Consider the following 17,873-nt stretch of genomic DNA (forward strand, 5'->3'; position numbering starts at 1 on the left):
CGCCATGGGAAGAGATCTACCGCAGCATGGTCGGACAGCACGGCAGCGGCGCGTGCCTCGAACCGGCCACGCTGTACCTGAACATCGTCGAGACGCGCGGCGAATCGCGGCACAACCACTGAGGCGTACGGACGCCCGCCCATCATCCTTCTGGAAACCTTCTGGAGACATTCAACATGCCTCACGCTTACCTTCCCTCCGACCTGAACGACGCGCTGCTGATCGGCCGCGTCTGGCGGCCCGCGCCTGTAGATGGACCGTCCGTGATCGTCGTGCGGCGCGGCGAAGTCGTCGACATCACATCAACGGTCGTCACCACCGCAGATCTCTTTGATCGTGCTGATGCGGTGGAGATCGCGCGTCATGCCCCGGGTGAATCGCTTGGGTCTGTCGATGCGCTGATCCGCGCGTCGCTCGATTCATCCACACAGGCGATGCATTTGCTCGCTCCCTGCGACGTGCAGGCGGTCAAGGCATGCGGCGTGACGTTTGCGGTGAGTCTGCTCGAACGCGTGATTGAAGAACACGCAGGCGGCGACGCCACCAAGGCACAGGAGACCCGCGCGATGATCAACGAGTTGATCGGCGCCGATCTGTCGAAGATAAAACCCGGCTCTGAAGCAGCAGAAAAGCTGAAGGCCGAACTCGAACGGCGCGGCGCGTGGTCGCAATACATGGAAGTCGGAATTGGTCCGGATGCCGAAGTATTCTCCAAATCGCAACCCATGTCGTCAGTTGGATTTGGCGCGGATGTGGGTTTATATCCGACGTCGAAGTGGAACAATCCCGAACCGGAAATCGTGCTGGCGGTGAACAGTGCGGGCGCAATCGTGGGCGCGACGCTCGGCAACGACGTGAACCTGCGCGACATTGAAGGCCGCTCCGCGTTGCTGCTTGGCAAGGCGAAGGACAACAACGGTTCATGCGCGATCGGTCCATTCGTGCGCTTGTTCGACAGTGCATTCACACTCGACACCGTGCGCGAGGCCAGCGTGTCGCTACGCATTGAAGGCGTTGACGATGGTTTCGTGCTCGACGGCATCAGCCATATGCGCGAGATCAGCCGCGATCCGGCTGACCTGGTTGCGCAGACGCATGGCGCGCATCATCAGTATCCGGACGGCTTCATGTTGTTCCTCGGCACCATGTTCTCGCCGATCAAGGATCGCGACACGCCCGGTGGTGGCTTCACGCATCATCTGGGCGACGTGGTGACGATCTCTACGCCATCGCTCGGCGCGATCGTGAACACCGTGCGTTTATCGACGGAAATTACGCCGTGGACGTTCGGGGTACGGGCGCTTTATGGCAACCTGGCGGCGCGCGGCCTGCTGGAAAGCAAACGCGCTTCCTGAAGCGGAATCAATGCTTTGAATCGACACGGCGCATTCGTCTGACGAAGCTGATCGCCGCTCGACTGCGTCCTTGCCCGGCACCGCTGCAAGGACGCATCCGTCATTCTTACTGATTGACGAGATCTTTGAACGCTTTACCGGCCGTAAACTTGACCGTCTTAGCGGCAGCGATCTGGATGGTGTCGCCGGTCTTGGGATTGCGGCCCGTGCGCGCGGCGCGTGCGCCGGTGCTGAAGGTGCCGAAACCGACGAACTGAACGCTTTCGCCGTTGACAACGGCTTGCGTGACAGTCGAGATAAAGGCATCAATAGCTTCAGCGGCCGCGGCTTTGCTCGTGCCGGTGGCGGACGCCACGGCGTCAACGAGTTCTTGCTTGTTCATTTCTGTTTTCTCAAAGATGGGTACAACGCACTGCCCATGCGATTGCATGGCGGAAGCGTCACCTTACCGGACACGCACGCTAGAGGCAAATCCGTTTTCTTGCAAATTTGTCGCGAGCGGGTTCGGGGTTTGCTGCGGATTTGCTCTGGTCAACGTCTGCGATTTCACTCCTCGGGCCGTCATGCTGCGTGATAAATCAAAGCATCATGGAATGCAAATGCGAATTCAATAGTTTGCAATGCACTGAAGCTATGTAAGCATTCTTGCTGCCTTCATCGCTGAAATGCGGCCAAAACCGCTTCATGTAGGCGCTTTTCGCAGCCATCATTCGCTCCCCCTCTTCCGTCCCGCCCTTTGCACGCCACTCCCATGAGCAAGAAAAAGATCCTCCTGAACGCGTTCAACATGAACTGTGTCGGCCATATCAATCATGGTTTGTGGACACATCCGCGAGACCAGTCGAAAGATTACCGAAAGCTTTCATACTGGACGGATCTTGCAAAATTGCTTGAGCGCGGACTATTCGACGGACTTTTTATCGCGGATATCGTGGGGGTGTACGACGTTTATCAGGAATCGGTCGACCTGACGCTCAAGGAATCCGTGCAGTTGCCGGTCAACGATCCCCTCATGCTGGTGTCCGCCATGGCGGCCGTTACGCAACATCTTGGTTTCGGCGTCACGGTGAACCTGACTTACGAAGCGCCCTATCTTCTGGCCCGGCGTTTCTCCACGCTCGATCATCTGACCGAGGGGCGGATCGGCTGGAACATCGTGACCGGTTATCTCGACAGCGCCGCACGGGCGATGGGCCTCACGGAGCAGATTGCCCACGACGAACGCTACGACCGCGCCGACGAATATCTCGACGTCACGTACAAGCTCTGGGAAGGCAGTTGGGAAGACGACGCCGTCTTGCGCGACCGCAACGCACGCGTGTTCGCCGATCCGCAGAAAGTCCACAAGGTCAGCCATCGCGGCCGCTACTACAGCGTGGAGGGTTATCACTTGTCCGAGCCCTCGCCGCAACGCACGCCCGTGTTGTTCCAGGCGGGTTCGTCGGGTCGGGGTCAGGCGTTCGCGATCCGTCATGCCGAGTGCGTATTCGTATCGAGCCAGAGCAAGGAAGGTACGCGCAAACTCGTAGATGCATTACGCAAGCAAGCAGCCGAGGCAGGCCGCGACCCGGCCGATCTCAAGGTCTTCATGGGTATCACCGTCGTGGTGGGACGCACCACGGCTGAAGCCGAGGAGAAGTTCGCCGAGTACGCGAGCCATGCGAGCGCCGAAGCGGGACTGACGCACTTTGCGGCGGGCAGTGGTATTGACTATTCGAAGTTCGATCTGGACGACGAACTCGAACCGCCGGGCGGTCACAAGAGCCGCGGCATAGAGTCGTCGGTGCAGCGCGTGACGGACGGGAAATCCGGCTGGACCGTGCGGCGCCTGCTCGATCAGTTAAAACTCGGCGGGCGGTTCACGACTATCGTCGGCGATCCGGTGCAGGTGGCTGACGCGCTGGAATCGTGGATGGATGAAACCGGTGTCGACGGTTTTAATCTGACGCGTACCGTGACGCCCGAAAGTTACGAGGACTTCATCGACCTGGTGATTCCCGAGTTGCAGGCACGTGGTGTGTACAAGACCGCTTACGCCGATGGCACCCTGCGCGAGAAGTTGTTCAACCGTGGCGCGAAGCTGCCGGACGAGCATACGGGCGCGTCGTTTCGCAGGAAAAATGCGGTGTAATTGACTTATTTGACAAATTGGCTATTTTTGCCATAATTGCCCTATTGAGTCAGCTTGTGGAAACGACGCCATGATCATCGAACTGCCCAACATCCAGGAACTGCCGCGCCAGAACGCCTCCCAGGTAAAAAACAAATGGGCGGACATGGTGCGTCTCGTCCGTCAATCGGGCAGCGTGGCCGTCACCAATCACTCGGCGGTGGAAATGGTGCTGCTGGATGCTGCAACTTACCAACAGCTCACCGAAGACATTCAGGCGCTGAAAGCGCGCGAGCAAATCGCGCTGGATGAGCTGACAAGCCGCTTCAACGCCCGCCTCGCCGTGCTTCAGCAACCCGACGCCGGTCAGAAACTCAACGCGCTGCTCGACGCGAAGGGTGCGCTGAAGAAACGTCCCAAGGCCGGTGCCTCTTACTGATGCCCCCAAGCGGTACGGCAGCGCGACCTTTCATTTTCGTCCTTGCCGGCATCAATGGTGCCGGCAAAAGCTCGGTCGGCGGCGCCATGCTGGCCGAATATGGCCTCACCTGGTTCAACCCCGACAGCTTTGCGCGCGAGTTGACCGCGCAATTCAGCATGACTGCCGCTGAAGCCAACAGCCGCGCCTGGGAGACGGGTCGCGCCCAACTTGAAGCGGCCATCGTCGACGGCAAGAACTACGCCTTCGAAACCACCTTGGGCGGCGAGACTATTCCTGCCATGCTGGCCGGCGCAACGCATACTCACGATGTCGTCATCCTGTTCTGCGGCCTTTCGTCGGTTGAACAACATATAGAACGCGTGCGATTGCGCGTCGCCAACAAAGGTCACGCAATCCCGGAGAACAAGATTCGCGAGCGCTGGGTGACGTCTCGCGCAAACCTGATCAAGCTATTGCCGCATCTCAGCCGTCTGCAGGTTTTCGACAATAGTGTCAACGCAGCTCCAGGACAGGACATTCCCGATCCTGTCCTGGTCCTCGAGATGCTTGAAGCGCAGGTGGTATTTCCCGATCGAGATGATGCGGCTGCGTTGGGCGCCACGCCGGAATGGGCGCGGCCGATCGTACAAGCCGCCCTGGAATCCCAGCACGGATAGCGTTACCGGACACGGTTATATTTTTCTCATCGGTAATATAGTATTCCGATATAAATAACCCAAATTCTTTCCTCTCGCTTTGCTGTCCACATCACACCATCGCAGCACTCTCGTCACACCAACGCCCCCCGTTTCAATCCCACGAATCCTCACAAGCTTAGCGAATTTCAAGCTTTACGCACCGTTCACCAGACGTATCGACTGAGGTATCCTCGACGCTCCAGCATCATGAGCACTCTCTTGAACACTTCCGGACACACCCCGTTGAACATCGTCGTGATCGGTGGCGGCTTCACCGGCGTCGCATTCGTTACTCATGCCATTCGTGCCTGCCCGGCTGGCGTCGATCTCGACTTCACCATTGTCGAACCATCGGCGGAACTCGGCCGGGGTATTGCGTATGGGACGTCGGACCCGCTGCACCGGATCAACGTACCGAGCGACCGGATGAGCCTGTTCGCAGGCGACTCCACGCACGCCACCCGCTGGCTCAAGGCTCACGACGCAATCGATCCCGGCAGCAGCGACGGCCAGGGCAACCACTACGTTTCGCGCGCGCGATACGGCGAGTATGTCGCCGCGACCCTGGACGATGTCGTGGCCAACGCAGCCTCGCATGTGCGTGTGAAGCACCGGCGAGCCACCGCCACGGGCGTACGCAAGAGCGAATCAGGCTATTCAGTAACACTCGGCGATGGTTCGCATCTGGAAACACATCGCGTTGCGCTGTGTTTCGGCCATACGCCTTCGAAACCACCCGGGGTCGTCGATGAACAGGCTTTGCGCGATCCGCGGCTGGTCACGCATCCGTGGGCGCCGGACGCGTTGCGCGCGATCCCGCCAGATGCGTCCGTGCTGCTGGTCGGCACCGGCCTGACGATGGCGGACGTGGCCGTCACGCTGATCGAACGCGCGCATACCGGGCGCATCACGGCGATCTCGCGACGGGGTTTGCGCGCCCAGCCGCATGGACTTTTCTCCGATACCGCCGATTTCCTCGATCACGCCGCCCCGCCGGCCAGCGCCCGCGAACTCGTGCGCAAACTCAGGCAGCGGATTGCGCGCGACGAGGCCCGCATCGGCTGGCAACCCGCCGCCGACGCCCTGCGTTTCGATCTTCCGCAGATCTGGAGCGCGTTGCCCGCTCGCGAACAATCGCGCGTGGTGAAGAAGCTGCTGCCGTTCTGGGACGTGCATCGCTTTCGCATTGCGCCGCAGATTCATAGCGCTGTCGAGCGCGCCATCGAGAGCGGTCAGATGAGCGTCGCCACGGCGGGTATTACCGCGATCAGCCACGTCGCGGGGCGCCTGAGAGCAAGCCTTCGGTGTCCGGGCGGCACGCATGAAGCACACGATTTCGACGCGGTGGTTTTCTGCACGGGACCAGCACGCGATATAGACCGCAATCCGCTCGTGAAGTCGCTGCTGGAGGGTGGGCTCGCGCGGCTGGATGCGGTGCGGATCGGACTCGACACCAACCTTCGAAGCCAGCTCAGGAATGCGGCCGGCGAGGTGTCGCCGGGCTTGTTCGCGTTCGGGCCGATGACACGCGGAAGCTTCGGCGAAATGACCGGTGCACCCGACATCGCGCGCCATCTCGAACGAGTGCTCAAGGACGGCAGCCTGCTCGCCTATACATCCCCTTGACGCGTCCCCATAGGTGAACTCATCAGTGCAGGGCCGCTGAAGAAAACCACACGTGCTCGTACGCGACCACCGCGGTCGCGTCGGGTACACGCTCTGACCTCAGCCACGCCGACCTCACGGACCACGCCATGCGGTGATTCGGCGGTGGCACGAACCCATCCGCGGTCGATGCGCCGCCAACGCAAGCGATAAACCACGAGTTCATGAGCGGTTTCGCTTCAAAACCCGCATCTGTTCTCGTGATCAACAGGGTTAGTCCGACGTCATCCGACGGGCGCCACGGAAAAATCAGGCGGCCACGTGGACGCAACGCCTGAAGCCAGGAACGCGGCGGCGCCAGGACGCCTGCATTCACATAAATAAGATCCGACGCGGGCAAAGGCAGCTTGGTAGCGTCGCCTTGCGTCACCGTCACGCTCTCGAATGCCTGCAAATTCCTGCGCGCCGCCTCGGCCAGGGCGGGTTCGATTTCGAACGCTTCCACGCGGCCGCCGGGTAGCGCAAGCACCGAAAGAATGGCGGTGTAATAACCCGAGCCGGCGCCGATATGGCACACCGTATTACCGCGTTGCGGCGCGGCCGCGCCAAGCCATGCGGCATGCAGGAACGGCTCGCCATTGTTGATTCCCTTATTTGCATCGAGCGCAACCAAGGCGTTCTGGTAAAGATGGACAGGGTCCGCGCTGGGGGTCTCGAAGTACTCGTTGTCCACCATGATCTTCCACGGGCCAGGCGGCAGGAACGCCTCACGAGGCACGAGCTCGAAAACACGCTCAAGCCTGGGATCGTCGGATTTGCTCGCGGCGGCCATGAGCCGGGCGTAGGACCTCCTGGCTTCCTCGACCCTCGCCTTTTCCTTACGCATGACAATTCACCAAATCAACAAGTCCGCAGCGGTTCTCTAATGTCCGAAAAATTGCCTGTGTTCCTTTTCCGGAACTGCGATTCAGCCTAAACAATCGTCCACCGAAATCCGCATGAAATCGTCTCCATCCTATGGAAAACCGGGTATCAGGTTAAGACTAAGCCTTCTATATCCGGTTGTCTTCTACGCCGCTCACCGATGTCAAGATCCGCCAGGCCAAGGCATCTGCCAAGCCTGTCAACATCACCGATGCCAATGGCCTCTTATTGAGGCTCGAAGTTTTGGCGATACCGCTACGAGCTTAACGGAAAGGAGAACGTGTTCGCAGTCGGCGAGTATCCGGAAGTAAGTCTAAAGGCAGCGCGCGCCGGTAAAGAAAGGCACCCATCCGTCGCATGCATGACGTATTGAACTGGTTAACACAATCGAGGCCGGCCGCGAGACTTTCAAAGTCGTTTGCGAAGAGTGGCTTGGCGAAAAAAACGACGTGGACACCTCGGCGCCATATCGAACTATCTCGGGTGCTTGAGGCAGACCAGCGATCGGCTTTTTGCCCCAGACAACACCCCCAGCGATACATACGATCATCCGGATACACGGTACATGACCGCATAACGGACGAGCGTCTTCGGACCGTGCGCGGGTGTATTCTGCCGTCGTATGCCCGCCATTTCGCCGAAGTCGGCGCTCATTGTCTGGAGAAGCAATGAACATTAGCGCACACAAACCTGACACACCCACCTGCCAACTGGTGCAAGCTGGCCCACAGTTCGACGGGAAGCAAGGGCTGACCTATGCCGTAGGTATTTCAGCCGAAAGCGTAGGCTCGAAGCATATGCATCTTCAGCTTGCAACCATTCCGCCGGGTGCCCGTGCCAAAGCGCATCTCCATGCCGAACATGAGACGGCCATCTATCAACTGAGCGGCGTCTCGGGGTGCTGGTATGGCGAACGATTAGAGCAGCATGTGGTGGTTCGGGCCGGAGATTTCTTCTACATCCCCGCAGGGGTGCCGCATGTTCCGTACAACCCGAGCGCGGATGAGCCTTGCGTCGCGGTGATCGCCCGAACGGATCCCAACGAACAGGAAGGCGTTACGATGCGCGCGGATCTTGATGCCCTACCAGACTGGTCGAGCGTTACGCCTTTGCCGCTCTAATTGCGCTGGGTACAACGGAGCAGTTGCACCATGACGCGTCGCCATGTCGTCGCTGAGCAGAACAGGCGAGCATCGACTGTGCAAGTCACCCGCTTGCGGCGGCATCGTGAAGAAGGCATGCATGACGTGCCAGATACGGTGGCGGTTGATCCCAAGCACCGCGACATGGGCGACACCCTTGATCTCACAGAATTGTTTGTCTTTGTTAGGCAGTTGCGAGAAGAAATCGAGTAATTCGGCATCCGTAGCATTGCCGTCGTGTTCGGCTCTCGTCATGCAAACGGAACACTGAAGCCTTTTGGGGTCGACCATTGGCATGTGGATCGCCATGTCGACATAGGTTCCATTCGGCGTCCGGTTCGTCAGTTTCAGCTCGTAGTCACCCAAGGCTTTCGGTACTGCCTGGTCGAATGTCGACGGGTCATCGCGCGAAAAAATGTCGTCGAAGCTCGCTTGCGAGGTCGGCCGGAAGTTGCTGGCCGTGAGGTTTGCAATGTTCGCGCGCCGCTTCATGATCTCGGGCGCGCCCTCGCCGGTATAGGTGAACGCATCGAGCACCATGCGGTCGACTCGCTCCGGCTCTTCCATTGCAAAGACACCCAGACGGATCGAGCCGGAAGACTGGCCGTAGAACATGACCTTCTTCTGTCCGGTAACGTGCTCGACAATCGGGAGCGCGGCTTTCAAGTCGTCGACGCCCGATCTGATATTGGAGTTCGATTCGGTCTTGGACGAGCGGCCGTAATTCTCATGATCCATGGTCCAGACGTCAAAGCCGTATCTTGCGAGCTCGTCCATGAACGAGTAGTTCGGCAATCCGGGGACCTGCAGGTCGAAACCGCCCCGCCCCGAGAACGACGAGCCATGCACCAGGAACAATACCGGCCTCTGGGCCGCGCCCGCGTTTGTGCCGTCTGCGAGGCGCTTGCGGTACAGGTACAATTTCACCGCGCCTTTTTGCGCCCAGTAATCTTCGGCAACGATCTGCGTGGATGCAGCGCTCGCGCTTGTCGGCATCACCGTCGTCGTGACCAATGTCAGTGCTGCGCCTTGCAAAAAACGACGTCGCTGTAATACGTTCTGCTTCTCACTCTCATCGCTCGCATCGCTCATTCCGATTCCCTATGACTGTCCGATTATATTGAAGGGTTTTCTGGTATTGCCGATTCATAAAACAAGCCATCGACTTCCAAGTCGACCTAGCCGACTCGACAAGCAAGACGCACAGCGTTGCGATCCACCACGCCACCACGCCAACGTCGGCCCGTCGATCAGGCCGCCGCACAAGTAAATTCCCCCGGCAGCGACTTCCCCCTATTCCCTCGCGACACCTGCCCCTAGCTAGTGACCTGCCGAATCACATTTCGGATCATGCCGATCCGATCGATTTCGGTTTCCATCACGTCGCCAGGTTTCAGGAACTCCGGCGGGTTACGAGCGGCGCCAATGCCCGATGGCGTCCCCGTTGCGATGATGTCGCCGGGCTCGAGCGTCAGACCCAGAGACAGCTCGGCGATGATGCGCGGCAACTTGAAGTACATCTGGCTGGTGTTGATTTGCTGCTTCACCACGCCGTTCACGCGGGTGGTCAGTTGCAGGTTGGTGTAGTCGATGTCGCTGGCGGGAATGATCCAGGGGCCAATCGGGCCATGACCGTCCAGGCTCTTGCCCTTGAACCATTGGCCGCCATGATCGACCTGCATGTCGCGGGCGGTCGTGTCGTTGATTACGGCATAGCCGAACACATACTGCATCGCGTCGGCCTCCGCGATGTTACGGCCACGCTTGCCAATAATGACCGCCAGTTCGCCCTCCCAATCGATCTTCACGGACACCGATGGATCGAAGGGGATGGGGTCAAAGGGACCGTTGATGGTGTGCGTGCCCTTGGTAAAAAACACCGGGTGTTTCGGCAGAGCAGCAGCTGCCTGCTTCGCGGTCAGACTCTCGCCAAAATGCTCCAGATAGTTCCAGCCGACAGCGTAGACGTTGCGGGCGGGCACCGGGATCGGCGCGAGTAGCCGCACGCGCTCAAGTGACGCATGCGCTCGCCCGGACGCCGCGCATCGACGCGCCTGTGCGACGGCATCGGGCCCGGCGTCTATCAGCGAGACCATGCTCGCCGGGTCGAAGGCCAGCGTCATACCTAACTCGCGGGCGCTCGCGCCGACGCCGATTACCATGCCCTGCGCCGTCACCACACCAAGGCGCGGCGCTTCTGCAGCAGCATGTTGATAGGTCACCAACCGCAGTGCATTGCCAGCCGGTCCAGACCCTGCGGGAACCTTGATTGCTGCAGGAGTCGCTCCAGCCCGCGTGGTTACCGCCGAGCTGAGGGCGAGCCCCGTGCCCATTTTAAGGAGGGTGCGACGCGATTTGTCCAAGATCGTTCCTTTGAAGTAGTAGACCTGAATAATAGTGCCTGATAGGCCTGGGAGCGTATGGCTAACGCGGTCGGGCCCCAGCTAGTTCGCCGGTGAAACACGGTCGAATCCGTTCGCTTTCAACGACGCCTGCACTGCCGGCCCGGTGAGATAAGAGAGCAGCTTTTTTGCCATCTCCGGTGACCCGCTGTTGGTGCCGATACCCACTGCGTAGGTCGTCTTGAGCTGCAGGTCCTCGGGAATAGGCCCGACGAGCGTGACGCCATGAACGGGCTTGATTTCGCTGATCTGCCCCAGTCCGACGGATACTTCGCCCCGCGCCATGGCCTCCATGGCTGTTTGCCCTTCGGCGTAGTACTTGATCTTGGCGTCTACCCGATCACCAATCCCGAGGCGGTCAATCAGTTTGGCGAGATAGATGCCCGACGTCGCTCCGGTTGCCGGGTTGGCCATGCCGATCGACGGAGCGTCGAGCAGGACATGCGCGAACGCCTGGTCATCCCCGATCGAGGGCGCAGCGGTGCCGGTCTTGACCGCCATACCGAGTCGCACGCGAGCGAGGTCTTTTTCCGACCCCTCCTGCACCAGATGACGTTCGACCAGATTGGCGAGCGGCGTGGGAGGAACAATGACGAGATCGAAAGCCTCCCCCGACACCACCCGATCGTGCACCTGGCCTGCGGTGCCATAGATCAGGCGGACATGCTCGCCACTCGCGGCAAAGTATTGCTCTGGCAATTTTTCAAAAGCGCCTTTCAGCGCGGCCGCCGAAAAAACTACCAGATCCGCTGCGTGAACCGGTTGAACCACCGCGAGGAGCACGCCGACTAAAAATCCCGCTTTGATTTTCACGAGAACTGTCCTCACGATGAGCCTCATTGAGTACTGTAGACGCCGATGCAACCACCGCATGGACCACCTGTTTTAGGAAGCGGTACAAACACATGTCCATTCACGTCGCTTGTGGCAACCGAGTGGGCATTACCGCCTGTCGGGATGCTCTGCAAGAGCGTGTTGGTCTTGGCGTCGATCACGCCCAGAACCGGACCATTCGGCATCTGCCGGCCGCTAATGTAGTACTGCCCGTTTTTAGCGCTATAAGCCACTTCGTCAGCTGCGCCCATATCGGAAACCGAGGCGACGACTGCCCCGCTATCTCCGTTGACGATCAGCGTAACCGGTTTGAGCGTCGACTTCTTGCCGCCGGCGTTGCAACCGATCACCAGATTCTTTCCCGGCCCGCGTGCCAGCCCGGCAGGTGTGCAGCCGGAAACCTTCACGACTTTCGTGACTTCGCCCTTGAGCGGATCGATCATGGCGATTCCGCCCGTTGACTTGTCACCCTTGATTTCCGGAACCGTCATCAGGAAGATGCCTTTGGGTGCGTAATAGATCGGCTGCTCGATTCCATCGGTCGCGTCCTTGAAGACGATCTTTTTGAGGATCTTATGTCCTGGCTTGGTCGAGATCAGCGTCACGAAGGGAGGATCGTCCGCATCGTTGGTGACAATAAAGACATGGTCCTTGGGATCGTACGCCATTTCGTCAGCGCGGTTTTTCCCGCCAGTCCTGATCGTATCGACGATTGTCTGGGACTTGAGGTCGATGACCTTGACCGAGCTATCTCCATCGCCGGCCCAGGCTTCATTGCCAATGACCAGGACGCCGTTAGGCCCTGCCGTATCGTTGTCCTTGTCGAAGCCGACAAAACCGGGGACCTGCCCAACTACCTTCTCTGTCGTTCCGTCGATAATATCAACGGCCTTGTTGCTTCGGTCGGCCAGGTAATACCGATTTGTCTTCTGATCGACATAACTGATGTCGAACGAATCCAGGGGCGCTCCTGGAATTTGCACTTTGGAAATCATCTTGAGTTCAGCGGCGTCGACATGGCCCGTCAGGACACAAGAAAACAGGCTGCCGAGTAGCGCGAGCGACTTTAGCTTGTATGACATCATCTCCATCCTTTTTGTATTGCTGCCATTGTTTGTTTCAGGTTTAAAAGCCAATGTTTTTTGCACGAGTGGTACCTCGCGGACACATCGAAAGAACCCACTTCCTTCGCGAGTTGCCTGCGCGGTATTCGTGAATCTCAGGTTCCATTTGCCAGTTGGATAATCTTTTAAGACGAGTGTGCTGTCTGAGACGCCACAGCAGTGGCTATGAAAACACTCGCGGCTTTTGCATGCGTCGTCAGAACTTGTGGGTAATACCCATGATGAAAGCGACCTGATTTGGCGTGCTTGAGCTGGATTCGAGGTCACCCACCGAACCGCCGGCAGCGACGATGCTATTGCCATCTGCGCTGAAGGTGGTGCCGTGTGCATGCGAGTAACCGCCGATTGCGTAGACGGTCGTACGCTTGGACAAGGAGTATTCCGTGCCCGCCGCAACGGTGTTGTACGTAGCCGCAGAAGCGCCGTTCGACTTCGTAAAGGTGTAGCCTACGTTCACCACAAGCGCTGGCGTCACCTGATAGTCGAGGGAGGTGGCTCCGGTATTGAAGTTTTCAGTACGGTTGAATGCCGCGAAGCTTGCATAGGGCTTCCACTCCGCATTGCTGTAGCGCACGTTAGCGGTAAACGGACCGATAGCATACTGAGCTGCGACGTGGGCGATCAGCCGTGAACCTACAAACGGGACGCTGCCAAAGAGCGGCGTGACGGAGTTGTTCTGAGTCTGGTCGGCCGTGCCCAAGCCACCGGGACCGTCGTTCTTGGCGAAGATATAACCAGCGGCCAGTCCCAAGCCGCCGTGGGTGTACGACACAGCAGCCGAGGAAAGTTCCTGCGACGATATGCTGCCCGCCACGCCGCCCAAGCCGTACATCAATTCATACTGCAGGCCGCCATAAGTCGGGCTCGTGTACTTGATCGAATTGTCAACCCGGAAGGTATTGTCGTTGTTGTCGGCATCGCCCGGGGTCGTAAACGCGGGACCATAACCGTCGGCCGTAAAGGGCTGAACAAGATCAACCGTCGGATCCAACTGGCGACCGATCGTGATCGTGCCCAGGGTGGTGCTCGCCAGGCCCACCCATGCGTTCTTTCCAAACTCGCGGCCACCCTGCCTCAACTTGCCGGTGTTGATGTCAAAGCCGTTTTCCAGGTTGAAAATCGCCTGAAAACCGCCACCCAGGTCCTCCTTGCCTTTAATGCCCCACTGGTTGGTGGTCAGATCAGCGCCCTGCATTGTAACCAGGGAGGCGTGACCCACATTGTTGTAGTACGCCAATGCGTTATCAATCTCGCCGTAAAGCGTGACACTGCTTTGGGCCTGGGCAACAGAAGCTGCGGACAGTATGGTCAGGGTAAAACACGATATTGCGAGGCGTCTCATGAAATCTCCAAAATATTATAGGTATAGGAATCCATAAACCTAGTCACTTAGTAGACCGATTTAATTTGTGAATAAGTGCCAGTACAAAACGTTGCGATGCCTGGTGGACCAGATCAGCCGACCAAGCGCTTTAAGAGGCGGGAAAACAAGGGATTCGGCTACGTTGATGCGCTCTCGCGCGCAGTCATACAAGGGCCTCCGCTATCGTCGTAATTGTCATCACCAATTACGCAAGCAGCGTGCCAGTCTCTTCGACTACTAAGCTGTTGATTTAAGGTGCATTTGCCGTTTGTTCATTCGGTCTTATTGCGGAAAACCAGAAAGTCGGCCATTTGATGGCTGGAAACAGGGTCGAGCTGTTCCTGGCCCTGATCCGGATCAATTCATTTGAACTCTTCGGTACTGATGCCCAAGCGACGTATCTTGTCGTACAGAGTTTTTTTGGGTACCCCCAAACGCTCGCATGCGATAGCCGTGCGGCCCGAACATCCGCGCAACGCCTCTTCGATCAGCTGGCGCTCGAACAGATTAAGTTTGGTCTCAAGCGATGGTTTCTCGGTATTGTCGTCGCTGCTGGCTGCGTCGACGCGCGTCGGCATACCTAACGTGAAACGCTCGGCCACGTTACGCAGTTCCCTTACGTTTCCGCCCCAAGGTCGCGACATCAGGTCGTGCATTTGCGCTGGCGAGATGTCCGGTATCGGCCTGTTGTATTCAGCCGCAGCTCGAACGACGAAGTGCTCGAACAGGAAGGGGATATCCTCCCGGCGCTCCCGCAGCGGAGGAATCTCGAGGACCATGACGCCTAGCCGGTAGTACAAATCATCGCGAAAGTGGTTTGTTGAAGACAATGCCAACAGATCCGCCTTGGACCCCGCGACGATCCGGCAGTCCATCTCAAGCAGATCATTGGAGCCGACACGCTCGAACTTTTTCTCCTGGAGCAAGCGCAGCAGTTTTACTTGCAACGACATCTGCATTGTTTCAATCTCGTCCAGAAACAGTGTGCCTCCCCGGGCATACTCAATTTTTCCGATACGCCGCTTGATCGCGCCGGTAAAGGAACCGGCCTCATGGCCGAACACTTCGCTCTCGAACAATAGTTCTGGAATACCCGCGCAATTGATGGCCGCGAAATTCTTTGCCTTTCGATGCCCGTAATCGTGCAGTGAACGGGCGACCAACTCCTTGCCCGTTCCTGTTTCACCGAGAATCAGTGCATTCGCGTCGGCGTCGGCGAGTTCCAGGATCATTCGGCGCAGGCGTTCGATCGCTGGAGAACGTCCGAGAATCCTTGCTTCTATATTGTCCTGATGCGCAAGTGCCTGACGAACAGATGCGAGTTCAAGCGTCAGCCGACGTTTTTCGAGCGCGCGCTGAGATACGTCGACGAGTTGTTCCGACGAATACGGTTTCTCGACAAAATCATAAGCACCCCGGCGCATCGCGTCGACCGCCATTGGGATATCACCGTGACCAGTCACGAGGATGACCGGCAGCGATGCGTCGGTTCCGACCGTATGCTCCAATAATGCGAGTCCGCTCATGCCGGGCAACCGGATATCGCTGACCAGAATGCCGGGGAAGCCGAACTCGATATAACGCAGGGCATGTTCGGCCCGCTCAAACGACTGAACCTCAAGGCCGTTCAAACGAAGTGCTTGCATGCCGCCGAGGCGCACCGCCGCGTCATCTTCCACAAATAGCACTTTTAGATTCTTAGACATCGTCTTCTCACAGTGTGGTCCGTTTTAGCCTGAGGGTGAATTCAGTGCCGTCTGGTCTGTTTTGGGCGACCAGGGTTCCGCCGAACTCCTGGATGATGCTGATCGAAATCGTCAAACCCAATCCCAACCCTTCGCCCTTGTCTTTAGTCGTAAAAAATGGCTCGAACAGGTGACTTCGGACCTCGTCCGATATGCCAGCACCGGTATCGCGCACGCCGATCGAAACGTGATCCGTTTCGTCACAGACGGTAATCGTCAGCACGCGCCCTCGAGCCGGGCAGTCCATGTCGATTTCGGTCATCGCATCCAGTGCATTACTAATCAGATTGATAAATACCTGCTCAAGCCGGTTAGGTTCCGCGATCGCGTACACACTATCTTCTGGCTCTTCGCGCACTAACTCGACATTGCCGCTGCGTATCCGGGCATCGAGCAGGAAGAGGGCGTTGGAAATGGCTGAGCCGATCAGGACCCGTTCGAGGTAAGTGGGCGATTTGCGCGCAAAGCGTTTGAGCTGGCTGGTGATTTTTCCCATGCGTTCGGTCATGTCGCAAATGACCCGCAGGTTTTGACGCGCCTCGTCGAATTCAAGCCGCTGCATGAACATCAACGCGTTCGACGACAACGTCCGTAGCGCTGCCAAAGGCTGGTTCAGTTCATGTGTGATGCTTGCGGACATCTGCCCGAGCGCTGCCATTTTTCCGGCCTGCACCAACTCCTGTAGTGTCGATTTGAGTACGGCTTCTGCACGCCGGCGTTCCGAAATCTCAATCTTCAACGTCTTGTTGATTCGATTCAACGCATCGGTTCGGCGCGCCACCTTGCGTTCAAGTTCCTCATTCATGTGGTGCAGGTTTTCCTTGGCCGCAAGTTCCTGCGCGATGATCCGCCGCCGCTGCAAAAGATACAAAATGAAAACCATCACCAACGTCATCCCCAATCCGACCCCAAGGGCGACGTTCGCTGCCGATACTTCTGCCGGCGTGATGTCAGACAGCGTGCTTATCGTCCAGCTTGTATCGGGTACTGGGCGGCTCAACAGCAAAAAGCGGGATCTTAGAAAAGCCGGGGCATGTGGGCCCAGATTGGCCTTAGGCGCGAACCTGGCTATATTGGCCGTGTCCCCTGCTGGCTCTTGCATGATCAAGCCGACTGGTTCCAGTGCGCCCGGCGCATCATATTGATGGTTGGCAGTGATCGCTGCGCGCGCTTGCGCCGATAAGACGCTGAGTGACTTGAATCTCCAGTGGTCCTGAGTCGATAGGAAAATAACGCCGTGAATATCGCTGAGCGTTGCCGTATCGCCCGCACGTTGCCAAATTTGCTCGATCTTGCTGAGGTTGATCTTGACGGTCGCGATGCCAACGACCTTTCCGCTGGCGTAGATGCGCTCGGCATAGAAGTAGCCTGCTTCCTTGCTTGCGGCCCCCAGACCGTAGAACGTGCCAGTGCCCGTCGAGAGCGCGTTCTGAAAATAAGGTCTGTAGCCGTAGTTAATTCCGACGAAACTGTAAGGCTGGTCCCAGTTACTCGACGCCAGCGTGTTGCCCTGTACATCCATGATGTACAGGGTATCCGAATGCGCCCCCCGATTGACCGCGGCTAAATATTGATTGACCCGCCCGGTGAGCGCGGCATCGTTAGGCTCGACCAACAGTCGCACCACTTCCGGATTGAGGTTCACGAGCGACGGCAAGTAGGCATAACGTGCCAATTCGCTCTTTAGTGCAGTGTCATAGATATCGATGCGATGGACCGCCGCGCGGCGAATAGTCTCGATGCCGAGTTGCTCGGCATATTGATAAGACCAGTAGACACTCGCAGCAATGAGCAACACGACTCCGGCATATCTCTTCAACCATTGCTGAGCATGCACGTGCTGGCCGAGCCAGTTGCGCACCGGCCGATCGCGTACTTCCAACCCGGGATTAAGGCCACCGCGTGACATAGGTAGCTCTCGCTAAAGCGACGACGAAACAATGCGGCAGCCGGATCGCTTGTTCTCCGGGCGGCCGGCGCGGGCATCGCCCAGGTGTTGAAGGAAACTGCTGGTTAACCCTTCACCCTTTTGATTGAATATCGCCCGGCGCATTAATTTTTCATCCGCAGAGAAACACCCCGGCAGTCCATCTGATCGGCAGTTCTTCATGATTTATTTGCGGGAAAAATTCACCTATATATTGGAATAC

At 58.1% G+C, this 17,873-nt stretch carries 15 protein-coding genes and 1 pseudogene; 7 read left to right on the plus strand and 9 right to left on the minus strand.

Annotation, left to right across the window (positions count from 1 at the left end; genetic code table 11):
* Positions 1-176 precede the first annotated feature (176 nt).
* On the plus strand, positions 177-1,355 hold the full coding sequence (locus ABH944_RS14815; protein WP_404607733.1) for a fumarylacetoacetate hydrolase family protein: 1,179 nt from the start codon (positions 177-179) through the stop codon (positions 1,353-1,355).
* A 106-nt stretch (positions 1,356-1,461) separates the two neighbouring features.
* Here ABH944_RS14815 and ABH944_RS14820 read toward each other — a convergent pair whose 3' ends face one another.
* Entirely contained in the window at positions 1,462-1,785 is a 324-nt protein-coding gene (locus tag ABH944_RS14820) for an HU family DNA-binding protein (RefSeq protein WP_269447508.1), read from the minus strand.
* A gap of 321 nt (positions 1,786-2,106) precedes the next feature.
* On the opposite strand from ABH944_RS14820, the gene ABH944_RS14825 reads away from it, so the two are divergent.
* From ABH944_RS14825 to ABH944_RS14840, 4 genes are all read left to right on the plus strand, one after another.
* Positions 2,107-3,486, plus strand: coding sequence for an LLM class flavin-dependent oxidoreductase (locus ABH944_RS14825; protein WP_404607730.1), 1,380 nt, complete (start codon positions 2,107-2,109; stop codon positions 3,484-3,486).
* A 70-nt stretch (positions 3,487-3,556) separates the two neighbouring features.
* Entirely contained in the window at positions 3,557-3,904 is a 348-nt protein-coding gene (locus ABH944_RS14830) for a type II toxin-antitoxin system Phd/YefM family antitoxin (RefSeq protein ID WP_404607729.1), read from the plus strand.
* On the plus strand, positions 3,904-4,563 hold the full coding sequence (locus ABH944_RS14835) for an ATPase (RefSeq protein WP_404607728.1): 660 nt from the start codon (positions 3,904-3,906) through the stop codon (positions 4,561-4,563). The genes ABH944_RS14830 and ABH944_RS14835 overlap by 1 nt, the downstream gene beginning before the upstream one ends.
* Before the next feature lie 240 nt (positions 4,564-4,803).
* Positions 4,804-6,210 carry an FAD/NAD(P)-binding protein gene (locus ABH944_RS14840; RefSeq protein WP_404607727.1) on the plus strand — a complete coding sequence of 469 codons (1,407 nt, stop codon included), beginning with the start codon at positions 4,804-4,806 and terminating at the stop codon, positions 6,208-6,210.
* 22 nt (positions 6,211-6,232) lie between these two features.
* Here ABH944_RS14840 and ABH944_RS14845 read toward each other — a convergent pair whose 3' ends face one another.
* On the minus strand, positions 6,233-7,075 hold the full coding sequence (locus tag ABH944_RS14845) for a protein-L-isoaspartate O-methyltransferase family protein (protein ID WP_404607726.1): 843 nt from the start codon (positions 7,073-7,075) through the stop codon (positions 6,233-6,235).
* A 315-nt stretch (positions 7,076-7,390) separates the two neighbouring features.
* On the opposite strand from ABH944_RS14845, the pseudogene ABH944_RS14850 reads away from it, so the two are divergent.
* Together ABH944_RS14850 and ABH944_RS14855 are read left to right on the plus strand one after the other, a co-directional pair.
* Positions 7,391-7,486: pseudogene (locus ABH944_RS14850) on the plus strand (hypothetical protein); the annotation flags it as partial.
* Between the two features lie 295 nt (positions 7,487-7,781).
* Entirely contained in the window at positions 7,782-8,234 is a 453-nt protein-coding gene (locus ABH944_RS14855) for a cupin domain-containing protein (RefSeq protein ID WP_404607725.1), read from the plus strand.
* On the opposite strand, the gene ABH944_RS14860 is transcribed toward ABH944_RS14855, so the two are convergent.
* The 7 genes from ABH944_RS14860 to ABH944_RS14890 all read right to left on the minus strand — a co-directional run bounded on the left by ABH944_RS14860 (position 8,196) and on the right by ABH944_RS14890 (position 17,632).
* Positions 8,196-9,347 carry an alpha/beta fold hydrolase gene (locus tag ABH944_RS14860; protein WP_404607723.1) on the minus strand — a complete coding sequence of 384 codons (1,152 nt, stop codon included), beginning with the start codon at positions 9,345-9,347 and terminating at the stop codon, positions 8,196-8,198. The two genes, ABH944_RS14855 and ABH944_RS14860, sit on opposite strands and share 39 nt — an antisense overlap.
* A 224-nt stretch (positions 9,348-9,571) precedes the next feature.
* Positions 9,572-10,618, minus strand: coding sequence for a fumarylacetoacetate hydrolase family protein (locus ABH944_RS14865; RefSeq protein WP_404607722.1), 1,047 nt, complete (start codon positions 10,616-10,618; stop codon positions 9,572-9,574).
* Between the two features lie 81 nt (positions 10,619-10,699).
* The gene (locus ABH944_RS14870) at positions 10,700-11,470 is read right to left on the minus strand and encodes a molybdate ABC transporter substrate-binding protein (protein WP_404607721.1); all 771 of its coding nucleotides are present in this window, start codon (positions 11,468-11,470) and stop codon (positions 10,700-10,702) included.
* Positions 11,471-11,493: 23 nt separating this feature from the next.
* On the minus strand, positions 11,494-12,639 hold the full coding sequence (locus ABH944_RS14875; protein ID WP_404607719.1) for a YncE family protein: 1,146 nt from the start codon (positions 12,637-12,639) through the stop codon (positions 11,494-11,496).
* 172 nt (positions 12,640-12,811) lie between these two features.
* Entirely contained in the window at positions 12,812-13,957 is a 1,146-nt protein-coding gene (locus ABH944_RS14880; protein ID WP_404607718.1) for a porin, read from the minus strand.
* Between the two features lie 383 nt (positions 13,958-14,340).
* Complete coding sequence (locus tag ABH944_RS14885; RefSeq protein WP_404607716.1) at positions 14,341-15,684, minus strand: sigma-54-dependent transcriptional regulator; 1,344 nt, start codon at positions 15,682-15,684, stop codon at positions 14,341-14,343.
* 7 nt (positions 15,685-15,691) lie between these two features.
* The gene (locus ABH944_RS14890) at positions 15,692-17,632 is read right to left on the minus strand and encodes an ATP-binding protein (protein ID WP_404607715.1); all 1,941 of its coding nucleotides are present in this window, start codon (positions 17,630-17,632) and stop codon (positions 15,692-15,694) included.
* Positions 17,633-17,873: the final 241 nt, after the last annotated feature.

Origin of the sequence: Caballeronia udeis, from assembly GCF_044909315.1 — a bacterium.
GTDB classification, from domain to species: Bacteria; Pseudomonadota; Gammaproteobacteria; order Burkholderiales; family Burkholderiaceae; genus Caballeronia; species Caballeronia udeis_A.

Bases quoted from the DNA above. Each gene is read 5' to 3' on its own strand.
- ABH944_RS14815 (WP_404607733.1), top strand. From the start codon at position 177: ATGCCTCACGCTTACCTTCCCTCCGACCTGAACGACGCGCTGCTGATC.
- ABH944_RS14820 (WP_269447508.1), bottom strand. From the start codon at position 1,785: ATGCAATCGCATGGGCAGTGCGTTGTACCCATCTTTGAGAAAACAGAA.
- ABH944_RS14825 (WP_404607730.1), top strand. From the start codon at position 2,107: ATGAGCAAGAAAAAGATCCTCCTGAACGCGTTCAACATGAACTGTGTC.
- ABH944_RS14830 (WP_404607729.1), top strand. From the start codon at position 3,557: ATGATCATCGAACTGCCCAACATCCAGGAACTGCCGCGCCAGAACGCC.
- ABH944_RS14835 (WP_404607728.1), top strand. From the start codon at position 3,904: ATGCCCCCAAGCGGTACGGCAGCGCGACCTTTCATTTTCGTCCTTGCC.
- ABH944_RS14845 (WP_404607726.1), bottom strand. From the start codon at position 7,075: ATGCGTAAGGAAAAGGCGAGGGTCGAGGAAGCCAGGAGGTCCTACGCC.
- ABH944_RS14855 (WP_404607725.1), top strand. From the start codon at position 7,782: ATGAACATTAGCGCACACAAACCTGACACACCCACCTGCCAACTGGTG.
- ABH944_RS14860 (WP_404607723.1), bottom strand. From the start codon at position 9,347: ATGAGCGATGCGAGCGATGAGAGTGAGAAGCAGAACGTATTACAGCGA.
- ABH944_RS14880 (WP_404607718.1), bottom strand. From the start codon at position 13,957: ATGAGACGCCTCGCAATATCGTGTTTTACCCTGACCATACTGTCCGCA.
- ABH944_RS14885 (WP_404607716.1), bottom strand. From the start codon at position 15,684: ATGTCTAAGAATCTAAAAGTGCTATTTGTGGAAGATGACGCGGCGGTG.
- ABH944_RS14890 (WP_404607715.1), bottom strand. From the start codon at position 17,632: ATGTCACGCGGTGGCCTTAATCCCGGGTTGGAAGTACGCGATCGGCCG.